This window comes from Acidibrevibacterium sp., assembly GCF_049965395.1.
Lineage (GTDB): Bacteria > Pseudomonadota > Alphaproteobacteria > Acetobacterales > Acetobacteraceae > Acidibrevibacterium > Acidibrevibacterium fodinaquatile.
The window spans coordinates 6,621-24,650 of the sequence record NZ_JBMFWJ010000042.1 but is presented as its reverse complement, the minus strand read 5'-3'; the positions used below and the strand labels follow the sequence as shown (position 1 = coordinate 24,650).

Genomic DNA, 18,030 nt, shown 5'->3' with positions numbered 1-18,030 from the left:
GGCCGCGCAGGTGGTGCAGCAGCGTGACAGTGTGAAGCACCCCTTCGCCGCCTGAGAGGCATCGGGCGCGCTCGCAAAAAACCCGGAACGCGCGGTTCCGGGTTTTTTTATCCTTGATTAGGCCGCTTCGGCGCGGATGGCGTCCGTAAGCGTCGAAAAAATCCGCTCGATATGCGGGACTTCCACGATCAGCGGTGGCGAGAGCGCGATGATATCGCCGGTGGTGCGGATCAGGACACCATTATCGAAGCAGCGATGAAATACCCGCACCGCGCGATCGGCGGGCTTGCCGGCGCGGGGGGCGAGTTCGATCCCGGCAACCAAGCCGAAATTGCGGATGTCGATGACGTTGGGCAACCCTTTTAGGCTGTGCGCCGCCTCCTCGAACGCGCCTTCCATGGCGCGGGCGCGGCCGGGCAGATCCTCGCTGCGGTGAAGATCGATGCTCGCGATCGCCGCGGCGCAGGCGAGCGGGTGGCCGGAATAGGTATAGCCATGGAAGAGTTCGATGCCGGCCGGGGCGTTATCGACGATGCCACGATAGATTTCGTCCTTGACCGCAACCGCCCCCATCGGCACGGCGGCGTTGGTCAGCCCCTTGGCCATGGTCATGATATCGGGTGTCACGCCGAGCCGTTCGGCCCCGAACGGCGTGCCGAGCCGGCCGAAGCCGGTGATCACCTCGTCGAAAATCAGCAGGATCCCGTATTTGTCGCAGATTGCCCGGAGCCGCTCGAGATAGCCGCGCGGCGGCACCAGAACGCCGGTTGACCCCGCGAGCGGCTCGACCATGACGGCGGCGATGGTTTCCGCGCCATGGAGCGCGACGAGATCCTCGAGAATATCCGCGAGATGCGCGCCCCACGCCGGCTGGCCGCGCGAAAACGCGTTATGCGCCGGGGCATGGGTGTGGGGGAGATGATCGACGGCGGGCAAAAGCGCGCCGAACTGTTTGCGGTTGCCGCCGATGCCGCCGACCGACATGCCACCGAAGCCGGTCCCGTGATAGCCGCGCTCACGCCCGATCAGGCGCACCCGCCCGGCCTCGCCGCGGGCGCGGTGATAGGCAAGCGCGATCTTGAGCGCGGTATCGGCGCTTTCGGAGCCGGAATTGGTGAAAAACACCCGATCGAGCCCGGCGGGCGTCAGCTCCGCCACTCTCGCCGCCGCCTGGAAGGCGATTGGATGGCCGAGCTGGAAGGTCGGTGCAAAATCCATCTCCGCCGCCTGGCGCTGGATCGCCTCGATGATTTCGCGCCGGCCATGCCCGGCATTGACGCACCAGAGTCCGGCGGTGCCGTCGATGACCTCGCGCCCCTCGGGCGTGTAATAATGCATCCCCGACGCGCGGGCGAGCATCCGCGGCGACGCTTTATAGGCGCGATTGGCGGTATAGGGCATCCAGAAGGATTCGAGATTGTTCGGACGCGGAGACGCGATTTCGTTCATGGCGGCAACCTTTCGCGAGCGTGATCGCGCGAGCCTGCCGCGTCCGCGCTCGCCGGACAAGCCCATGGCGGGCGGATTTTTCAGCCGCGTGGGCGAAAACGGTTGGTGAGCAACGCTCCAGCGCCGCCGGCCAGCATGAGAAGCGCCATCGGCCGCGCCGTGCCGTCATTGATCAGCCCGACCGCGGTGCTGAAAAGCGCGCCGAGCACGAATTGACCGGTGCCCATCAGGGCCGAGGCACTGGCGGCCTGCGTCGCGTGGCGCGAAAGCGCGCCGACGGTGGTGCTCGGCATCAAAAAGCCCAGCGCCGCGAGATAGCAAAAGAGCGGCGCGGCGAGCCCGGGCACGCGACCCCAGCCGGTGAAGGCGTCGAGCGTCAGCACCATCGTCGCCAGCGCGGCGACGGCAACCGCGGTATCGAGCACCCGGTCGGTGCCGAAACGCGGCAGCAGGCGGGCATTGACTTGGGCCGCGAAAATGAAGCCGGCGGCGTTGAGGCCGAACAGCATGCCATAATGCGCCGGCGTGATGTGATACTGGCTGATATAGGCCGCCGGCGAGCCGCCGAGATAGGCAAAGAGACCGGCCATGGCGAAGCCGCCCGCGAGCGCGTTGGTAACGAAGCGCGGCTCGCGTGCGATCGCCGCATAGCGGCCGAGGAGGCCGATCGGGCCGAGCCGGATGCGCCGGCTCCGGGCCAGAGTGTCGGGAAGGAAACGCCAGACCAGCAGCGTGCAGACCCCGCCATAAACCGCCGCGATCCAGAAGATCAGGCGCCAGCCGGCAACGGCGAGAACGGCGCCGCCGGCCGCCGGCGCAAGAATCGGGACCACGCCCATGACGAGCATCAGCCGTGAGAGCAGCCGCGCCGCTTCATGGCCGTCGGTGAGGTCGCGCACGACCGCGCGCGGCACCACCATGCTCGCCGAGCCGCCGATCGCGGCCAACGCCCGCCAGATCGAGAACCACCACAGGCCCGGCGCCAGCGCGCAGCCGACGGAGGCAAGGGCATAGAGCGACGTTCCAAAAATCAACGGCGCGCGCCGCCCGAAGCGATCGGACAGCGAGCCCTGGGTGATCTGGCCAAGCGCGAGACCGATGAACCAGGCGGCGAGCGTGATCTGCGCGCCGCCCGATCGGCCGCCGAAATCCGCCTCGATCAGGGGAAAGGCCGGGAGATACATATCGGTCGAGACCGGCCCGACGGCGGTGAGCACGCCGAGCAGCAACGTCAGCCAGATCGACGGCTTCATGCCGGGGAAAACTCCATTCCGTCGCGCGCCCGTAGCGTCCGGGCGGCCCGGCACACGCGGCCGGGCAGAAAATGCCGGCCGGGCGGCTCTGCCCATCGGCTTAGCGCGAAGCTTGGCGGCGGCGCGAGCGCAAAATTCTGGCACGAGGTTTGCGTCTTCCCGCCTCAGCGTCACAGGGACGCAGAGTGCGCCAGAATTGGAGAGCCCACCATGATCAGCCATCTTTCACATCGGCTTCTCACGCAAGGTCAGAGCTGGACGCCCCCGACCGGCAGCGGCAATGCCGACGTGCTCGCGGCGCAGGACGCGCAAAAGAATGCCGCGCCAAACAGCGCCGCGGCGATGGCGGCGAATGTCAGCGCCGCGGCCGGCCTCGGGGCGCAGCCGACCTCCTTCGCCGCGGCGATGAACGCGGCCGGCACGATCCCCAATCTCGCGACCGACGACGGCGATGATGGCGATGGCGCGACCCCCGGGAGCGAGACGAACGGGACCGCAGAGTCGCAGCAATTCGCCCTCGCCGGGCCGCTGCTCGGCCATCATCATGGTTCGCTGCTAAGCGCCGGCACCAGCGGCACCCCAAGCCAGAGCCCAGGGAGCGCCCAAGGCACAATCACGCCACCCTCGTCGGCAATCGCCAACGCGCTGCACGCCTATCGGCAATCCGCCGCCCACGGTCTCCACTGACCCGCCGCCGGCGGCGCGTCAGGAGAGCCAGAGCGGGGATTTGAGCTTGGCGAGGAACGCCTCATGCGCGGCACGCTCGGCGTCACTGACCAGGATCCGGCGTTCGCTGCGCGCGCGGTCATGGGCATAGGCGATGGCGGGGGCAGCGGCGCTTTCCGCTGCGAGATCGAGCCCGCGCTGACGCCCGCCAGTGAGTTCGACATAAACCTCGGCAAGCAGTCGGCAATCGAGCAAGGCGTTATGGGTGGTACGCGCCGAAAGATCGATACCGAAGCGCCGGCAGAGCGCGTCCAAACTGTTGGGCAGGCCCGGAAACCGCGCCTTGGCGAGCATGAGTGTGTCGACCATGCGGTCGCGATCGAGCGCCGGCGCGCCGATCCGGCGCAATTCGGCGTCGATAAAGCCGAAATCGAATGGCGCGTTATGGGCGATCAGCGGGCCCGCGCCGAAAAACGCCAGCAATTCCTCGGCGATCTGCGCGAATCGGGGTTTGCCGGCAACGTCGCGCGCGGTGATGCCGTGCACCCGCACCACCTCTTCCGGGATGTCGCGTTCGGGATCGATGAGAGTGTGAAAATGCCGCCCGGTCGGCAGGTCGTTGATCAGTTCGAGGGCGGCGATCTCGAGCACGCGATGTCCGTCGGCGGGATCGAGGCCGGTGGTTTCGGTATCGAATAACACGGCGCGGGTCATCGCAGCGTCCGGAGAATGAAGCGGCGCACTTGCCGCCAGGCATGATGGCGGGAAAGCCCGGTCCGCACCACGAGATCGGCGCGGCGGCGCTTGGCCGCGTCCGGCATCTGGCGCGCGATGATGGCGGTGATCTCGGCGTCGGTCATCTGGCGCCGTGCCCGCACCCGCGCCCGCTGCACGGCAGCGGGAGCGGAGACGACGATCACCGTGTCGAGCCGCCGGTAGCCGCCGGTCTCAAACAAAAGCGGGATATCGAGGATCACGGCGGGCGCGCCGTGCCTCTGGGCGCGCGCGATGAAGCGGCGCTCGGCGGCGCGCACCAGCGGATGGATGATCGCCTCAAGACGCGCGAGCGCCGCCGGCTTGCCGAGCACGGCGGCGCGCAGACGGGCGCGGTCGATCCGCCCGTCATGGACGGTGCCGGGGAAGGCCGCGGCGATCAGCGGCACGGCGGCGCCGCCTTTGGCCTGGACGTGGCGCACGACGCGATCGGCATCGAAAACCGGCAGATGGGCGCGGCGGAAAAGCGCGGCGGTGGTCGATTTCCCCATGCCGATGCCGCCGGTAAGGCCGATCAGGCGCATGCGCTGGCCGCCGGATCGGGTCGCAGCAAATCATCGGCGACGAAGCGATAGAGCGCTTCATCAACTGTGGGGTCGACACCGAACCAGGCGGCAAATCCCGGTGCCGCCTGATGGAGCAGCATCCCAAGCCCGCCGACGGCGCGGAGCCCCGCCGCGCGCGCAGCGCAGAGCAGCGGCGTCTCGAGCGGCACATAGACGATATCGGTAACCACCAGGCTCGCCGGGGCGTGCGCGAGATCGAGCGCGAGCGGCGGATTGCCGCTCATCCCGGCCTGGGTGGTGTTGACGACCAGCGCATGATCGGCGAGCGCTGCCGCACGCGCCGCCCAGGGAAGGATTGCCAGCCCCGGCAGCGCCGCCGCCAGCCGCGCCGCTGCCTCTTGCCGCCGCGCCGTGAGGCTGACCGCGCATCCCGCCTCGAGGAGGGCGCTGGCGATCGCTCGCGCCGCACCTCCGGCGCCGATCAGCAGCGCCGGCCCGGCGGCGGGATCGACACCTTCGGCGCGGAGATGGGCGAGAAACCCGGCGCCATCGGTATTGCTGCCGTAAACCCGGCGGTCGCGGAAGATAAGCGTATTGACCGCGCCGGCACGCCGCGCCGAGGGGGCGACCTCGTCACAAAGCGCGAACGCCGCTTCCTTGTGCGGCAGGGTGACGTTGAGCCCGGCAAAACCGCAGCCGACCAGGCCGCCGATCGCGCGCGCGAAATCCGCCGGCGCCACGGCGAGCGGCACATAAGCGCCATCGATCGCATAGCGCTCGAGCCAAAATCCGTGCAGCCGCGGCGAGCGGCTATGCGCAACCGGCCAGCCGACGACGCCGGCGAGCCGGGCTTTTCCGGAAAGGATGGGCATTCCCCTAGCAAACACGGGCGCCGGCGCAAGATCAAGCCTGGTCAGCCGGCAATGCGGCATCATGCCGGGCAAGCCGGGCGGCGGCGGCCCGCAACGCCCGCAGCGCGCAGCGGGTTTCCCGCGCCAGCGTGATCAGCGCCGGGATCTGCCGCGGATCGGCGGCGAGCGAGACGATCAGCTTTCCTAACGCGACGCCACCGCCCGGATCGAATGCCGCGATCGCCGCCGGCGGCAGGCTGCGCCCGGCGGGATCGCCGATCGCGCGCAGCACCGCGTGGGGTATCCCGTGCCGCTCGGCGGCGCGCGCAACCGCGCCGCTTTCCATATCCACCGCCGCCGCGCCGAAGGCCGCGAACAGGCGGGCTTTGCTGGCACGTTCGCCGACGATGCCGGGGCTTGCGAGCATTGCCACGGCGTTCGCCCCGCCAAGGGCTGCGGTCAGTGCCGGGTCGGTGGCAAAACGTTCCCCATCCAGTGTCACCACCGCCTCCGGCACGACCAACGCCCCTGGGAGACGGGCGGGGTCGAGCCCGCCGGCGATCCCGAAGCTGATCAGCGCGGACGCCTCGGCCGCCAGCCTCTCGGCGCTCGCGGCACCGATCCCAATCGCGCCGAGGCGGCGGGCAATCCGCGCCTCCGCCCGCATCCCGACGATGAACGCGGCGCCGGCAAGGGGTTTTTCAGAAGCCGTACGCGACACGGCGCTGGTTGCTGTGGCGAAGGGCCTGGAAGCGAGCGAGCGCGAGCTGCGGGAAATATTGCTTATAGCCATGGTAGCGGAGGTAAAAAACGCGCGGGAAACCAACCGCGTTATAGGGCTGCTCGACCCATTCGCCGTTTTCCTGCTGTGCGGCGGCCAGCCAGGCGATGCCGCGCGCAACCGCCGGGTGATCGGCCCTGCCGGCCGCCATCAGCCCAAGCAGCGCCCAGGCGGTGTGGGACGGCGTGCTCACTTTGTAGCGCCCCGGCGGCGCCCCGGCATAGGTTTCCTCATCCTCGCCCCAGCCGCCATCGTCGCGCTGGGTCGCCAGCAGAAAGGCGACGGCATGTTCGATCGCCGGATCGTCATGCGGCAGGCCAGCGGCGTTGAGCGCGCAGAGCACCGACCAGGTGCCATAGATGTAATTGGTCCCCCAGCGCCCGAACCAACTGCCGTCCTTCTCCTGCTCGGCGCGCAGCCAGGCGATGGCGCGGGCGAGCACCGGATCGGCGGCATCCATGCCGGTCTGCGCGAGGAAGGAGACGCAGCGCGCGGTGACGTCGGCGGTCGGCGGGTCGAGCAGCGCCCCATGATCGGCAAACGGAATGTGGTTCAGGAACTGGTGGTCATTGTCGGCATCGAACGCCCCCCAGCCACCGCCCCGGCATTGCAGACCGATGATCCAGTCGCGGGCGCGCGCGATCGCGGCGGCATGGGCGGGATCGCCGCTGCGATGCAACAGCATGCCGACGACGGCGGTGTCATCGACATCCGGGTAATGCGGATTGGCGTATTGAAACGCCCAGCCACCGGGGCGAACCCCCGGCCTTGCCATCGCCCAGTCACCGACGACATCAGTGATCTGGCGGGCGGCGAGCCAGTCGCAGGCGGCTTTGAGGCGCGGGTGATCGGCGCCCTCGGTTTCGGCGAGCGCGTGGCCGGCGAGCGCGGTATCCCAGATCGGCGAGACGCAGGGCTGGCAATAGGCGCGATCGGCGCCGATGACGAGAAGCTTCCGCACCGCTTGCCAGGCGATCGCGGCATCGGGATGATCGGGGGGGTAGCCAAGCGCGTCGAACATCATCACGCTGTTGGCGATCGCGGGGTAAATCGCGCCGAGCCCGTCCTCGCCATTGAGACGCTCGCGGACAAAGGCGCCCGCGCGGGCGATCGAAATCGCGCGAAACCGCGCCGGCACCAGCGGGTCGAGAACGCGGAGCACCGTATCGAGCCCCTTGAAAAAACGCCCCCACAGCGAGCGATAGGGGCCACGGATCCAGTCCTTGACCTGCTCGGGCGGGGTTACGAACAATTCCTGCACCCTGACGCCGCGCGGGTTACGCGCCCGCGGCTTTTTCGCCATGAGCACGAGGAGCGGCACAATGACGGTGCGCGACCAGTAGGAGACGCGCCAAAGATTGATCGGGAACCAGCGCGGCGCGATCATCAGCTCGGCCGGCATCACCGGCACCGCGCGCCATGGCACTTCACCGAACAGCGCGAGTTGGACGCGGGTGAAGACATTGGCCCGCGCCGCGCCGCCGGCGGCGAGGATGGCGGCGCGTGCCCGCGCCATGTGCGGCGCCTCGGGCGCATCGCCGATCGCTTTTAGGGCAAAATAGGCCTTCACGCTCGCCGAGAGATCGAAGCCGCCATCGTGAAACAGCGGCCAGCCGCCGTGATCGCCCTGAATTTCGCGCAAGTAAACGCCGATTTTCGCTTCCAGCGCGGGCTCGATGCGGTCGAGATAATGTTCTAGCAGGACATATTCCGCTGGGATCGTGGCATCGGCCTCCAGCTCATAGACGAAATGCCCGTCCGTGTTCTGGCGCGCAGCCAGTGCCGACGCGCCGCGGGTGATGGCGTCGGCAAGGTCAGCGGAGGGGGTTTGCGGCAGCTCAGTGTCGCGCGGCATGGCGGAGAACCCTCTCGATAATCCCCTGGGCGGCAAGATTGCCCGACCTGATCGCACCTTCGATCGTCGCCGGCAAGCCAGTCGCCGTCCAGTCGCCGGCGAGCACGAGGTTGGCGAGCGCGCTCTCTGGCCCCGGGCGGCGGCGGCTTTGCTCGGGGCTGGCGAGAAACGTCGCCCGCCGCTCGCGCACGAGGCGCCAGGGGGGGAGGCATGGTGGGATCGCGCCGGCAACGCCGAGCACCGCCGCGACATCGCCCCAGACGGCTTCGGCGAGGGTCTCGGGCGGGGTGTCGGCGAAGCGATTGGCGGCGCTGATGGTGACGGAGACGATGCCGGGTTTGACGAACACCCACTCCGCGACCCCGCCGATCACCCCCCAGAAACCGGCTGGGCCGGGATCGGCTTCGATGCGAAAATGGAGATTGAGGATCATCTCGAAGGCGTCGGGGACCGTGAGGCCGGGGAGAAGCTCGGCGGCGATCCACGGCGGCACCGCCAGCACCACCTGGTCACCGGCGGCAAAGTCCGCCGGCCCCGCGGTGGTCGCGATCGCGCCGACGGTGCCGTCTCGGGTGGTGAGGGCGGTCACGCGGCGGGCGAGAAAAATCTCGCTGCCGCCGGCCGCCAACGCGGCGAGTGCCGGATCAATGAAACTCTCCGAGAGACCATCGCGCGGGAAGGCCGGGATGCAGGCAGCCCCACCGCGCGCTAGCGTCTCGGCGACCACCGCGCCGAGCAACGCCGCCGAGCCGATCTCCGGCATGGTATTGAGCGCGGCGATCGCAAGCGGCGTGATCAGCCGCCGTGCAAGCTGCGGCGCGAGCGGCAGATCGGCGACCCGCGTTTCGCCGCGCGCGCGAAGCACATGGCGGAGCGCGAGGTAATCACGGGGGCTTGTGCCGGGGACGCGCCGGCTCGGGGCAAAAATCCACCACGGCAGGCGCGAGCGGCCGGGGCGGAGCTGCCAGCGCGCGCCATCGGCGCGGTCGAAAAACGGAAAAATTGGCGCAAGCGGCCCGGCCAGCGTCGCCTCCGTGCCGAGGCGGCGAAGATAGGCATAGGCGGCGCGGTTACCCGAGAGCAGAAGATGATTGCCGTTATCGATCCGCGCCCCGATCTGGCGATCGAAATAGGAGCGGCAGCGCCCACCCGCCGCCGGCCCGGCCTCGTAAAGCGCAACGCGCAGGCCGGCGTCGGCAAGCGCGAGGCTGGCGGCAAGCCCGGCGAGCCCAGCGCCAATGACATGCACCCGCATCAGAGCACACCGTAGCGGAAAGCAAGCCAGAGCTTTTGCCACTTGCCGAGCATGACCGGCGTCTCCAAGCGCTGCCAGCCGCGCTGGCGCAAGGCCGCGAGGAGGGCGGCATAGGTCGCGCCCATCAGCCGCGCCGGGCGCATCGCTCGGCGGTCGCAAGCCGCCATCGCCTGATCGGCGGCGCGAAAATAGGCCGCCGCGCGCTCGGCGATGCGATCGCAGACCGCGCCGAGCCCGGGGGCGGTGAGCGCCCGTCGTGGGTCGCGCGGCACCCCCGCGGCGTCGAGCCATTCCGCGGGCAGATAAAGCCGCCCGCGCGCCGCGTCCTCGGCGAGGTCGCGAAGGATGTTGGTGAGCTGCAAGGCCCGCCCGAGCGCGAGCGCAACCTCATCGGCTTTGGCCGAGGAATCGCCAAACGCGCGCACCGAAAGCCGCCCGACGGCGACCGCGACGCGATCGCAATAGAGATCGAGGGTCGCAAGATCAGGCGCGATGATCGGCGCGCCCGCGTCCATTTCCATCCCGTCGATGATGGCGAGAAAATCATCTTGGCGCAGCGCGAAACGCTGCGTCGCTGCTGCCAGCACGCGGCTGATCGCGTCATCGCCGCGGCCGTCGGCGAAGCCGGCGACGCGTCGGCGCCAGAGCGCGAGCGCCGCGTTCTTCGCGGCGAGTTCGCCGGGCTCGTCGGCGATGTCATCGACCTCGCGGCAAAACGCGTAAATGCCATACATCGCCGCCCGTCGCTCCGGCGGCAGCACGCGCATGCCATGATAAAACGAGGTGCCGGCGGCGCGCACGGCGTCCGTCACCGCGGCGAGATCGGCGGGATCGAGCCCGAGCGGCGTGGTCATGGCAAGAAGCGGAGCGAGCCGAACGCGGCGGCGGCGATGTCGAATTTGCCGAGCGCGACGCGCTCTGCGAGCGGATCCCCGGCGGCGAGCCGCGCGCTCAGGCGGCGCGCAAGCCCGACGATCACCGCCGTTTCCAGCCGCAGCCGCCGTGCCCGCACCGTGCCCGGCAAGCGTGCTGCGAGCGGCATGAGCAGCGCGACCTCGACGAGCAAAGCATCGAACACGCGGCGCAGCGCCGGGCTCGCGCGCGGCGCTGCGAGATCGCTGACGGCGGCACCCTCTGCGCCGAGCAGATCCGCCGGCAGATAGCAACGATCGAGCGCCGCCAAATCCTTGGCGCAATCCTGCAAATGGTTCAGCACCTGCAAAATGACGCAGAGCGCGTCAGACGGCGGATACGTCGCTTCCCCTTCGCCATGGAGATCGAGCACGTGCCGCCCGACCGGCATCGCCGAGAACGCGCAATAATCGTAAAGCTCGTCCCAGCTCGCATAGCGCCGCTTGGTCGCATCCTGGCGGAATGCGTGCAGGAGATCGCAGGCGTGGCGCGGTGTCACCCCGGTTGCGGCGAGGCTCGCGCGAAGCCGCGCCGCCGAGGGCGCGGCGCCATCGCCGAGACGGCCGAGCAGCACTTCCTCCATCGCGTCGAGCCGGGCGAGTTTTTCCTCCGGCGGCAAGCGCGGATGATCGGCGATGTCATCGGCGTTGCGCGCGAAGGCGTAAAACGCATGCACATGGCGGCGGAGATCGGGACGGATCAGAAAGGAGCCGACGGGGAAATTCTCGTCCCCGCGATCTTTCCCCGACCACGCCTCGACGCCGGCGACACTCATGCCGGGTCCGCCCCGTAAGCGCGCGCTTTCCACGCGACACCCCGCCCGCGCGCATGGTTGACCGCGGCCGCGATCGTTGCCGCCATGTAGAAGGCGGCGATCAGCGGCAGGGCCAGCGCCCAGAGCGGCGCGCGGCCAAAGCGGCGGAGCGTCGGGAGATAGGCGCTCATGCCGGCGAGCCAGCCGAAGGCGCCGAGAAGCCGCGGCACGCCATGGCCAAACAGGGCGAGCGCCGGCGGCGCGAGCCAGACCAAAGCCATCGCCAATGTCGTCGCTGCGAGCAGCAGCCAGGAAAAGCGAAGCTGGACGAACGCGGTGCGGGTGATCATGCGCCAGATATCGCCGAGGCCGGGATAGGGGCGCAAGCTCTCGGCGAGAACCCCATGGCCGAGCCAGATCCGCCCGCCCACTTTGACGTGCCGGGCCAGCGTGACATCGTCGATCAACGCGCCCCCGATCCGCGCGATGCCGCCGATCCGCGCCAGCGCGCGGGCACGGATCAAGACGCTGCCACCGGCCGCCGCCGCCGTTCCGCAAAGCGGATCATTCACCCGGGCGAAGGGGTAGAGCATCTGAAAAAAGAACACGAAGGCCGGCACCAAAGCGCGCTCGGAAAAACTCTGACAGCGGAGCCGCACCATTTCCGAAACCATATCGAGCCGGCCCGCTTCGAGCTTGGCGGCCAGCGCCGAAAGATGGCCCGGCGCGTGGCGGATATCGGCGTCGGTGAAAAAGAGCAGCGGCGTCCGGCTGGCCGCAACGCCCTGCGCCAGCGCCCAGAGCTTGCCGCTCCAGCCCGCCGGGCGCGCTGCCCCTGCGATCACCGTCAGACGCTGATCGGCGAGCGCGCGGGCACGGGCGGCGGTGTCATCGCTGCTCTCGTCATCGACCAGGATCACCGAAAACCGCGGATAATCCTGCGCGAGCAAGGAGGCGAGGGTCTCCGTGATCACCGCTGCCTCGTTGCGCGCCGGCACGATCACAGTGATCGCCGGGGGCTTGGCGAGCGGCCTCGTCGGCGGCGCGAGAATCGGCCCCGCCTGCCAGAAGCGGCCGTGAAAAAACAGCAGATAGACCCAGATCACAGCGGACAACGCCGCGATGGTGCCGATCATGCCGACTGGCGTGCCTTGGCCGGGCGCAATTTGCCGCTGGCGCGAAACCAAGCGATCGCATCGGCAAGCGCCGCCTCGGCCGGACGCGGCCGATAGCCGAGTCCCTCGATCGCCTTGGCCGAGGAGAAATACATCGGCGTTCGCGCCATACGCAGATGTTCGCGCGTCACCAAGGGGGGGATGCCGAAAGCCCGCGCCAGCCCCTCGGCGACCAGCGCAACCGGCCACAGCACCCCCTCGGACAGTTTGAGACGAGGCGGGCGCGTGCCGGCAAGGCGCGCGCACAGCGCGAAAATCTCGCCGAGCATCATATTCTCGCCGCCGAGAATGTAGCGCTCGCCGATCACGCCGCGTTCGAGCGCCAGAAGATGGCCCTCGGCGACATCGTCGACATGGACGATATTGAGGCCGGTTTCGAGATAGCCCGGCATGCGCCCGGCAGCGGCATCGAGGATCATGCGCCCGGTCGGCGTCGGCTTGATGTCGCGCGGGCCGACCGGGGTCGAGGGGTTGACGATCACCGCCGGCAGCCCCTCCTCGCGCACCATCGCCAACACCGCCTGCTCGGCGAGATATTTCGAACGCTTATAAGGGCCGATGATCTCGGCCTCGATGACCGGGGTTGCCTCATCGGCGGGGGACCCATCCCGGGTATGGCCGAGGGCGGCGACGCTGCTGCAATAGACGATGCGCTCGACCCCGGCTTGCCGGGCGGCCCGCATGAGCGCCCGCGTGCCCTCGACATTGACCCGCATCATGCTCGCCGGGTCTGGCACCCAGAGCCGGTAATCGGCCGCGACATGAAAAAGATAACGGCAGCCGGCAACGCCGCGGGCAAGGCTCGCCGGATCTTCGAGATCGCCGGTGACGGGCTCGAGCGCGAGCCCGGCGATATTATCGCGCGGGCTTCCCGGGCGCGCAAGCGCCCGCACGGCAAAGCCCCGCGCAATCAGCGCACGCGCCACCGCGGCGCCGACGAAACCGGTCGCGCCGGTCAGAAAAACCCCGTCCGCAGCGCTCATTTCGTCTTATTCCTCTTATTCCTCACGCTCTTTAGACACTCTCCCGCGCGGCGCCGCGGCCGTGCCCCGCGTGCCACGCTCATCTCTTACTAGATCGCGGCCCTTCCTCAAACAGCGGCGCCGGTGTAGGGGCTCTCGGCGTTTTCTGACAGAGACCGGTTCGCGTGAAAAAATTTTCGGTTCTCCTCGCCATCGTGGGCCTCGCGCTGGGCACGCTGCTGATCGGCTGGTTCGGCGCCGGCGGCGTCTTCGGCGCCGCGTTCGCGCTCGGCTGGGTCGGGTTCTTCTGGCTGCTTTTGTGTCAGCTCGGGATTTTGGCGTGGCTTGGCTTGGCGTGGCGGACGCTTTTGCGCACGGGATCACCGCTGACCTATGTCTGGGGGCGAATGGTGCGCGATTCTGCCGGGAATTTGCTACCGTTCTCGCAGATGGGCGGCTTCATTTTCGGCGCCCGCGCGATCACGCTGCACGGCGTTTCGGCGCGCCGCGCGGTCGCCTCGACGCTTGTCGACATCGCCATCGAATTTCTCGCGCAGATGGCCTTCGCCGGTGTCGGCCTCGTCATTCTCATCCTGCGCGTTCCCGACTCCGCCCTGGTCTGGCCGCTGGCGATCGGGCTCGCGCTCGCGGTGATCGGCGGCGCGGCCTTCATTGCGCTCCAGCAAGGGGTAGGGGCCATCTTCCGCGCCCTCACCGAGCGGATTTCCGCCGGCTGGCTGCGCCGGCAAACGGCACGCATCGGTGCGCTGGAGGGCGAACTGAGCGGCATCTATCAGCGGGTGCCACGGCTCGCGCTGGCCGGCTCGGTGCACTTCATCGGCTGGATCTATGCTGGTCTGACGACCTGGCTCGCGCTTCATCTCCTGGGTGCTACGATCGATGTCGCGAGCGCGATCGCGCTCGAAGCGATTTTACAAGCCGGGCTCAATTTCGCGGTGCTCGTTCCCGGCTATCTCGGCGTGCAGGAAGCAGCGCTCGCCGCGATCGGCGCGCTGTTTGGCGTCGCGCCTGAGGTCACTCTCGCTTTCTCGCTAATCCGCCGCGCGCGCGATCTCGCGATCGGGGTGCCGGTGTTGCTGCTGTGGCAAGCGTTCGAGGCGCGGCGGGTGCGCGAAACCTTGCTCTCCTGAATTCACTGAGGCGCTTGCAGCGCCGCCGCCTCGCTCCTACGAAGGCACGATCGCATAACGATCGAGACATGTCATCAAGGAGGAGCCCCGCATGCAGAGCCACGAAGTTCGCGTCCACCCCTCGAAATCTCCGCTCAAACGCGAAGACCAGCTCGCCTGGAAGATCGCCGCCGTCGCCGCCGACAAAGTCGCGGTGGAGAAAGACGTCGCGGCGATGATCATCAACCGCATCATCGACAACGCCGCCGTCGCCATCGCCGCGATCAACCGCCGCCCGGTGATCTCGGCGCGCACCATGGCACTCGGCCATCCGCGCCGCGACGGCGCGACGGTGTTCGGCCTTCCCGCCGGCCGCCGCGTCAGCCCAGAATGGGCGGCCTGGGCAAACGGCACGGCGGTGCGCGAACTCGATATGCATGACACCTTCCTCGCCGCCGATTATTCCCACCCCGGCGACAATATCCCGCCGATCCTCGCGGTTGCGCAGGCCAAGGGGCGCTCAGGGCGCGATCTCATCCGCGCCATCGCGACCGGCTATGAAATCCAGATCGATCTCGTCCGCGCCATCTGCCTTCATGAATGGAAGAAAGATCACATCGCCCATCTTTGCCCGGCGCAGGCGGCCGGCATTGGAACCTTGCTGCGCCTGCCGGCCGAAGTGATCTATCAGGCAGTGCAGCAAGCCGTCCATGTCAGCTTCACGACGCGCCAGTCGCGTAAGGGCGAGATCAGCTCATGGAAAGCCTATGCCCCGGCGCATGCCGGCAAGCTCGCTATCGAGGCGGTCGATCGCGCGATGCGTGGCGAGGGCGCGCCGAGCCCGATCTATGAAGGCGAGGATTCGGTCATTGCCTGGATGCTCGCCGGCCCCGACGCCGTCTATCACGTGCCGTTGCCGGCACCAGGCGAGCCCAAGCGCGCGATCATGGACAGTTTCACCAAGGAGCATTCCGCCGAATATCAGAGCCAGGCGCTGATCGATCTCGCGTTCCGGCTGCGCGAGAAGATCGGCGATCTCTCGCGCGTGCAGCGGATCGTCATCCACACCTCGCATCATACGCATTACGTGATCGGCACCGGCGCCAACGATCCGCAGAAGATGGATCCGAAGGCGAGCCGCGAGACGCTCGATCACTCGATCATGTATATTTTCGCGGTGGCCCTCGAGGATGGGCGCTGGCATCATGTTGAGAGCTATACGCCGCAGCGGGCGGGGCGGGCAGAGACCGTCGCGCTCTGGCACAAGATCGAAACCCGGGAGGATCCGGAATGGACGCGGCGCTATCACAGCACCGATCCCAAGGAAAAGGCGTTCGGCGGACGTGTCGAGGTGACGCTCGCGGATGGCACGGTGATCACCGACGAGCTGGCGGTGGCGAACGCCCATCCGCTCGGCGCCAAGCCGTTCGGGCGGGCCGATTACATCCGCAAATTCGAAACCTTGACCGAGGGCATCATCACCAGAGCCGCCGCCAGCCGGTTTCTCGAGGCGGTGCAATCGCTTTCGTCTCTACGAGCGGAAGATTTACATCTTTTGAATGTCGCGCTGCCGGCGGGGCGTCTCGTGGACGGCAAGCCTGGCATTTTCTGACCGGGCGGATCATTGGCAAAATAGGGGAGTTGGATCATGAGTGAAAGCGAAGTCAAAAAGGGTCTGGTCGGGGTCTATGCCGATGTCACCGCGGTCTCGAAGGTGATGCCGGAGACCAACAGCCTTACCTATCGCGGCTATGCGGTGCAGGATCTCGCGGAGAATTGCCGCTTCGAGGAGGTCGTCTATCTGCTCTGGCACGGTGAATTGCCCTCGCGCCGGCAACTCGCGGCGTTCGAGCGCGCGGAACGCGCCGAGCGCAAACTCACGCCGCGGCTCAAGCGGGTGATCGGCGAATTTCCCCATCGCGCCCACCCGATGGATACGGTGCGCACCGCGGTTTCCTTCATGGCGCTCGAGGATCCCGAAACCGCCGATAACAGCGAGCAGGCAACACGCAACAAGGCGCTGCGCCTGCTCGCCAAAACCCCGACGGCGATCGCCCTCGACTATCGCAACCGGCACGGCAAGCGCGCCTCCAACCCGCGTGAGGATCTGACGTTCGCTGAGAATTTCTTTCATATGTGCTTTGGCAAGGTGCCGGCGAAGGAAGTGGTGAAGGCCTTCGATGTCAGCCTCATCCTCTATGCCGAGCATGGCTTTAACGCCTCGACCTTCACCGCCCGCACCGTCACCTCGACCCAGGCCGATATTCATGGCGCGGTGACGGCGGCGATCGCGGCGCTGAAGGGGCCGCTCCATGGCGGCGCGAACGAGGCGGTGATGCACATGCTGAAAGAGATCGGCAAGCCCGAGCGTGCCCGCGCCTGGCTCGCCGAGCGCTTTGATCATCGTGCCCTGGTCATGGGGTTTGGCCATCGCGTCTATCGCAACGGCGATTCCCGTGTCCCGACGATGACCCGCTATATGGAAAAAATGGCCGACGTCACCGGCGAACATAAATGGATCGAGATCGAGCGCATCCTGGCCGCGGAGATGCTGGAGAAGAAGAACATCCATCCGAATCTCGATTTCCCCGCCGGCCCCGCCTACTACATGATGGGATTCGATATCCCGATGTTCACCCCGATCTTCGTTGCCTCGCGGATTTCCGGGTGGGCCGCGCATGTTTTCGAGCAGGCCGCCGATAATCGCCTGATCCGCCCGCTCTCGCTCTATAATGGGGTGGCCCAGCGTGAGGTGCCAGATATCAAAAGCCGATGATATAAACTTAATTTTTCCAAAACTGCCAGCGCCGCGGCCGCTCGTGCCGCGGCGTTTTTTCATGGCCGCGGTGGCTCGCTGCGAAATCTGGCACGAGAAAAATTATCCTTTCCGCACACGCAGGAGGCGTCTTTTTGTTGACATCTTCATCTCATTCGTTGAATAGCGGAGTCGGCATGCGCATGTGCGATTCGCGCAAGAGGCCGCAAACGGCGCAGGCTGTTGGATGAGGAACGTAACGGCACGGAATGCCCGGCCGGGAACATCTCAACGGGGCTGGGCAGTGTGACGGCGGAGCGCCCACGCCGATGCTTTCGTTTCCTAACGACGACCCCTTGGCAAATGCCAACAGCAATGGAGTGCTTCATATGACCACCGATACCACCGAAACTTCTGAACGCCGCGCAGCAGCGCTGGCAAACCGCGCGCCGACGCGCCGCGCCTCGACCCGCAGCGCAACTGGCACCACCCGCAAGACGACCGCGGCGAAGAAGCCGGCGCGTGCGACAGCGAAGGCGGCAACGCCACGCAAGAAGGCCGCGACGACGACGGCGAAGAAGCCGACCGCCGCCAAGAAGCCGGCGGCGGCGAAAAAAACCACAACGGCGAAAAAAACCACGGCGGCGAAGAAGCCGGCGGCGCGCACGACCGCTTCCCGCGCCACCGGCCGTCGTGTGGCCGCCGCCAAGACGGCCACGCGTCGTACCGCCGCCAAGGCGGCGCCGAAGGCTGCGGCGCGCAAAACCACAAAAGCCGCGGCTGCAAAGGCCACGTCGCGCAGCCCTGCGAAAGCGACGACCCCGCGCCGCACCGCGGCCAGCAAGAAAGCCGCTGCCGCGAAGCCTGCGGCGCGCCGCCCGCGCAAGGCCGCCGCAGCCGAGATGGCGCCGCAGCCGAGCATGACCGAGACCGATACCTCGAATTCGTGAAC

General features: G+C 67.9%; 17 protein-coding genes. 4 read left to right on the top strand and 13 right to left on the bottom strand.

The features are described 5' to 3' along the window. Positions 1–117 precede the first annotated feature (117 nt). Together ACP5M5_RS11695 and ACP5M5_RS11690 are read right to left on the bottom strand one after the other, a co-directional pair. Positions 118–1,449 carry an aspartate aminotransferase family protein gene (locus ACP5M5_RS11695; protein WP_427937574.1) on the bottom strand — a complete coding sequence of 444 codons (1,332 nt, stop codon included), beginning with the start codon at positions 1,447–1,449 and terminating at the stop codon, positions 118–120. An 80-nt stretch (positions 1,450–1,529) separates the two neighbouring features. Continuing rightward, positions 1,530–2,702, bottom strand: a complete 1,173-nt coding sequence (locus ACP5M5_RS11690; protein ID WP_427937572.1) for a multidrug effflux MFS transporter — start codon at positions 2,700–2,702, stop codon at positions 1,530–1,532. A 210-nt stretch (positions 2,703–2,912) separates the two neighbouring features. Between ACP5M5_RS11690 and ACP5M5_RS11685 the strand changes: the two genes are divergently transcribed. Then, positions 2,913–3,389, top strand: a complete 477-nt coding sequence (locus tag ACP5M5_RS11685; protein WP_427937571.1) for a hypothetical protein — start codon at positions 2,913–2,915, stop codon at positions 3,387–3,389. Between the two features lie 18 nt (positions 3,390–3,407). Here ACP5M5_RS11685 and dnaQ read toward each other — a convergent pair whose 3' ends face one another. The 10 genes from dnaQ to hpnA are packed head-to-tail and all read right to left on the bottom strand — an operon-like array spanning position 3,408 to position 13,214. After that, positions 3,408–4,082, bottom strand: a complete 675-nt coding sequence (dnaQ, locus tag ACP5M5_RS11680; protein WP_427937569.1) for a DNA polymerase III subunit epsilon — start codon at positions 4,080–4,082, stop codon at positions 3,408–3,410. Further along, positions 4,079–4,666, bottom strand: coding sequence for a dephospho-CoA kinase (gene coaE / locus ACP5M5_RS11675; protein ID WP_427937568.1), 588 nt, complete (start codon positions 4,664–4,666; stop codon positions 4,079–4,081). The genes dnaQ and coaE overlap by 4 nt, the downstream gene beginning before the upstream one ends. Continuing rightward, the gene (locus ACP5M5_RS11670; RefSeq protein ID WP_427937566.1) at positions 4,657–5,520 is read right to left on the bottom strand and encodes a shikimate dehydrogenase; all 864 of its coding nucleotides are present in this window, start codon (positions 5,518–5,520) and stop codon (positions 4,657–4,659) included. Before ACP5M5_RS11670 ends, coaE begins: the two co-directional genes overlap by 10 nt. Before the next feature lie 31 nt (positions 5,521–5,551). Continuing rightward, positions 5,552–6,220 carry a hypothetical protein gene (locus tag ACP5M5_RS11665; protein ID WP_427937565.1) on the bottom strand — a complete coding sequence of 223 codons (669 nt, stop codon included), beginning with the start codon at positions 6,218–6,220 and terminating at the stop codon, positions 5,552–5,554. Further along, positions 6,201–8,135: a squalene--hopene cyclase gene (gene shc, locus ACP5M5_RS11660; RefSeq protein ID WP_427937563.1), complete on the bottom strand. Its 1,935-nt coding sequence runs from the start codon at positions 8,133–8,135 to the stop codon at positions 6,201–6,203. The genes ACP5M5_RS11665 and shc overlap by 20 nt, the downstream gene beginning before the upstream one ends. Next, positions 8,119–9,390: a hydroxysqualene dehydroxylase HpnE gene (gene hpnE / locus ACP5M5_RS11655; protein ID WP_427937561.1), complete on the bottom strand. Its 1,272-nt coding sequence runs from the start codon at positions 9,388–9,390 to the stop codon at positions 8,119–8,121. Before hpnE ends, shc begins: the two co-directional genes overlap by 17 nt. Beyond that, positions 9,390–10,244 carry a presqualene diphosphate synthase HpnD gene (gene hpnD, locus ACP5M5_RS11650; RefSeq protein ID WP_427937560.1) on the bottom strand — a complete coding sequence of 285 codons (855 nt, stop codon included), beginning with the start codon at positions 10,242–10,244 and terminating at the stop codon, positions 9,390–9,392. Before hpnD ends, hpnE begins: the two co-directional genes overlap by 1 nt. Further along, a complete protein-coding gene (hpnC, locus tag ACP5M5_RS11645) occupies positions 10,241–11,077 on the bottom strand; it encodes a squalene synthase HpnC (protein WP_427937558.1) in 837 nt (278 codons plus the stop codon). The genes hpnD and hpnC overlap by 4 nt, the downstream gene beginning before the upstream one ends. Beyond that, complete coding sequence (locus ACP5M5_RS11640) at positions 11,074–12,192, bottom strand: glycosyltransferase (RefSeq protein ID WP_427937556.1); 1,119 nt, start codon at positions 12,190–12,192, stop codon at positions 11,074–11,076. The genes hpnC and ACP5M5_RS11640 overlap by 4 nt, the downstream gene beginning before the upstream one ends. Beyond that, complete coding sequence (hpnA, locus tag ACP5M5_RS11635; protein WP_427937555.1) at positions 12,189–13,214, bottom strand: hopanoid-associated sugar epimerase; 1,026 nt, start codon at positions 13,212–13,214, stop codon at positions 12,189–12,191. Before hpnA ends, ACP5M5_RS11640 begins: the two co-directional genes overlap by 4 nt. Positions 13,215–13,378: 164 nt before the next feature. Here hpnA and ACP5M5_RS11630 point away from each other — a divergent pair, with 164 nt between their 5' ends. From ACP5M5_RS11630 to ACP5M5_RS11620, 3 genes are all read left to right on the top strand, one after another. Further along, complete coding sequence (locus ACP5M5_RS11630; RefSeq protein ID WP_427937553.1) at positions 13,379–14,344, top strand: lysylphosphatidylglycerol synthase domain-containing protein; 966 nt, start codon at positions 13,379–13,381, stop codon at positions 14,342–14,344. A 91-nt stretch (positions 14,345–14,435) separates the two neighbouring features. Then, positions 14,436–15,935, top strand: a complete 1,500-nt coding sequence (locus ACP5M5_RS11625) for an MmgE/PrpD family protein (RefSeq protein ID WP_427937551.1) — start codon at positions 14,436–14,438, stop codon at positions 15,933–15,935. Between the two features lie 36 nt (positions 15,936–15,971). Further along, positions 15,972–17,099 (top strand): bifunctional 2-methylcitrate synthase/citrate synthase, encoded by a 1,128-nt coding sequence (locus ACP5M5_RS11620; RefSeq protein WP_114912866.1) that lies wholly within the window; start codon positions 15,972–15,974, stop codon positions 17,097–17,099. 364 nt (positions 17,100–17,463) lie between these two features. On the opposite strand, the gene ACP5M5_RS11615 is transcribed toward ACP5M5_RS11620, so the two are convergent. Beyond that, on the bottom strand, positions 17,464–18,030 hold a 567-nt coding region (locus tag ACP5M5_RS11615; RefSeq protein ID WP_427937549.1), incomplete at its 5' end, for a hypothetical protein.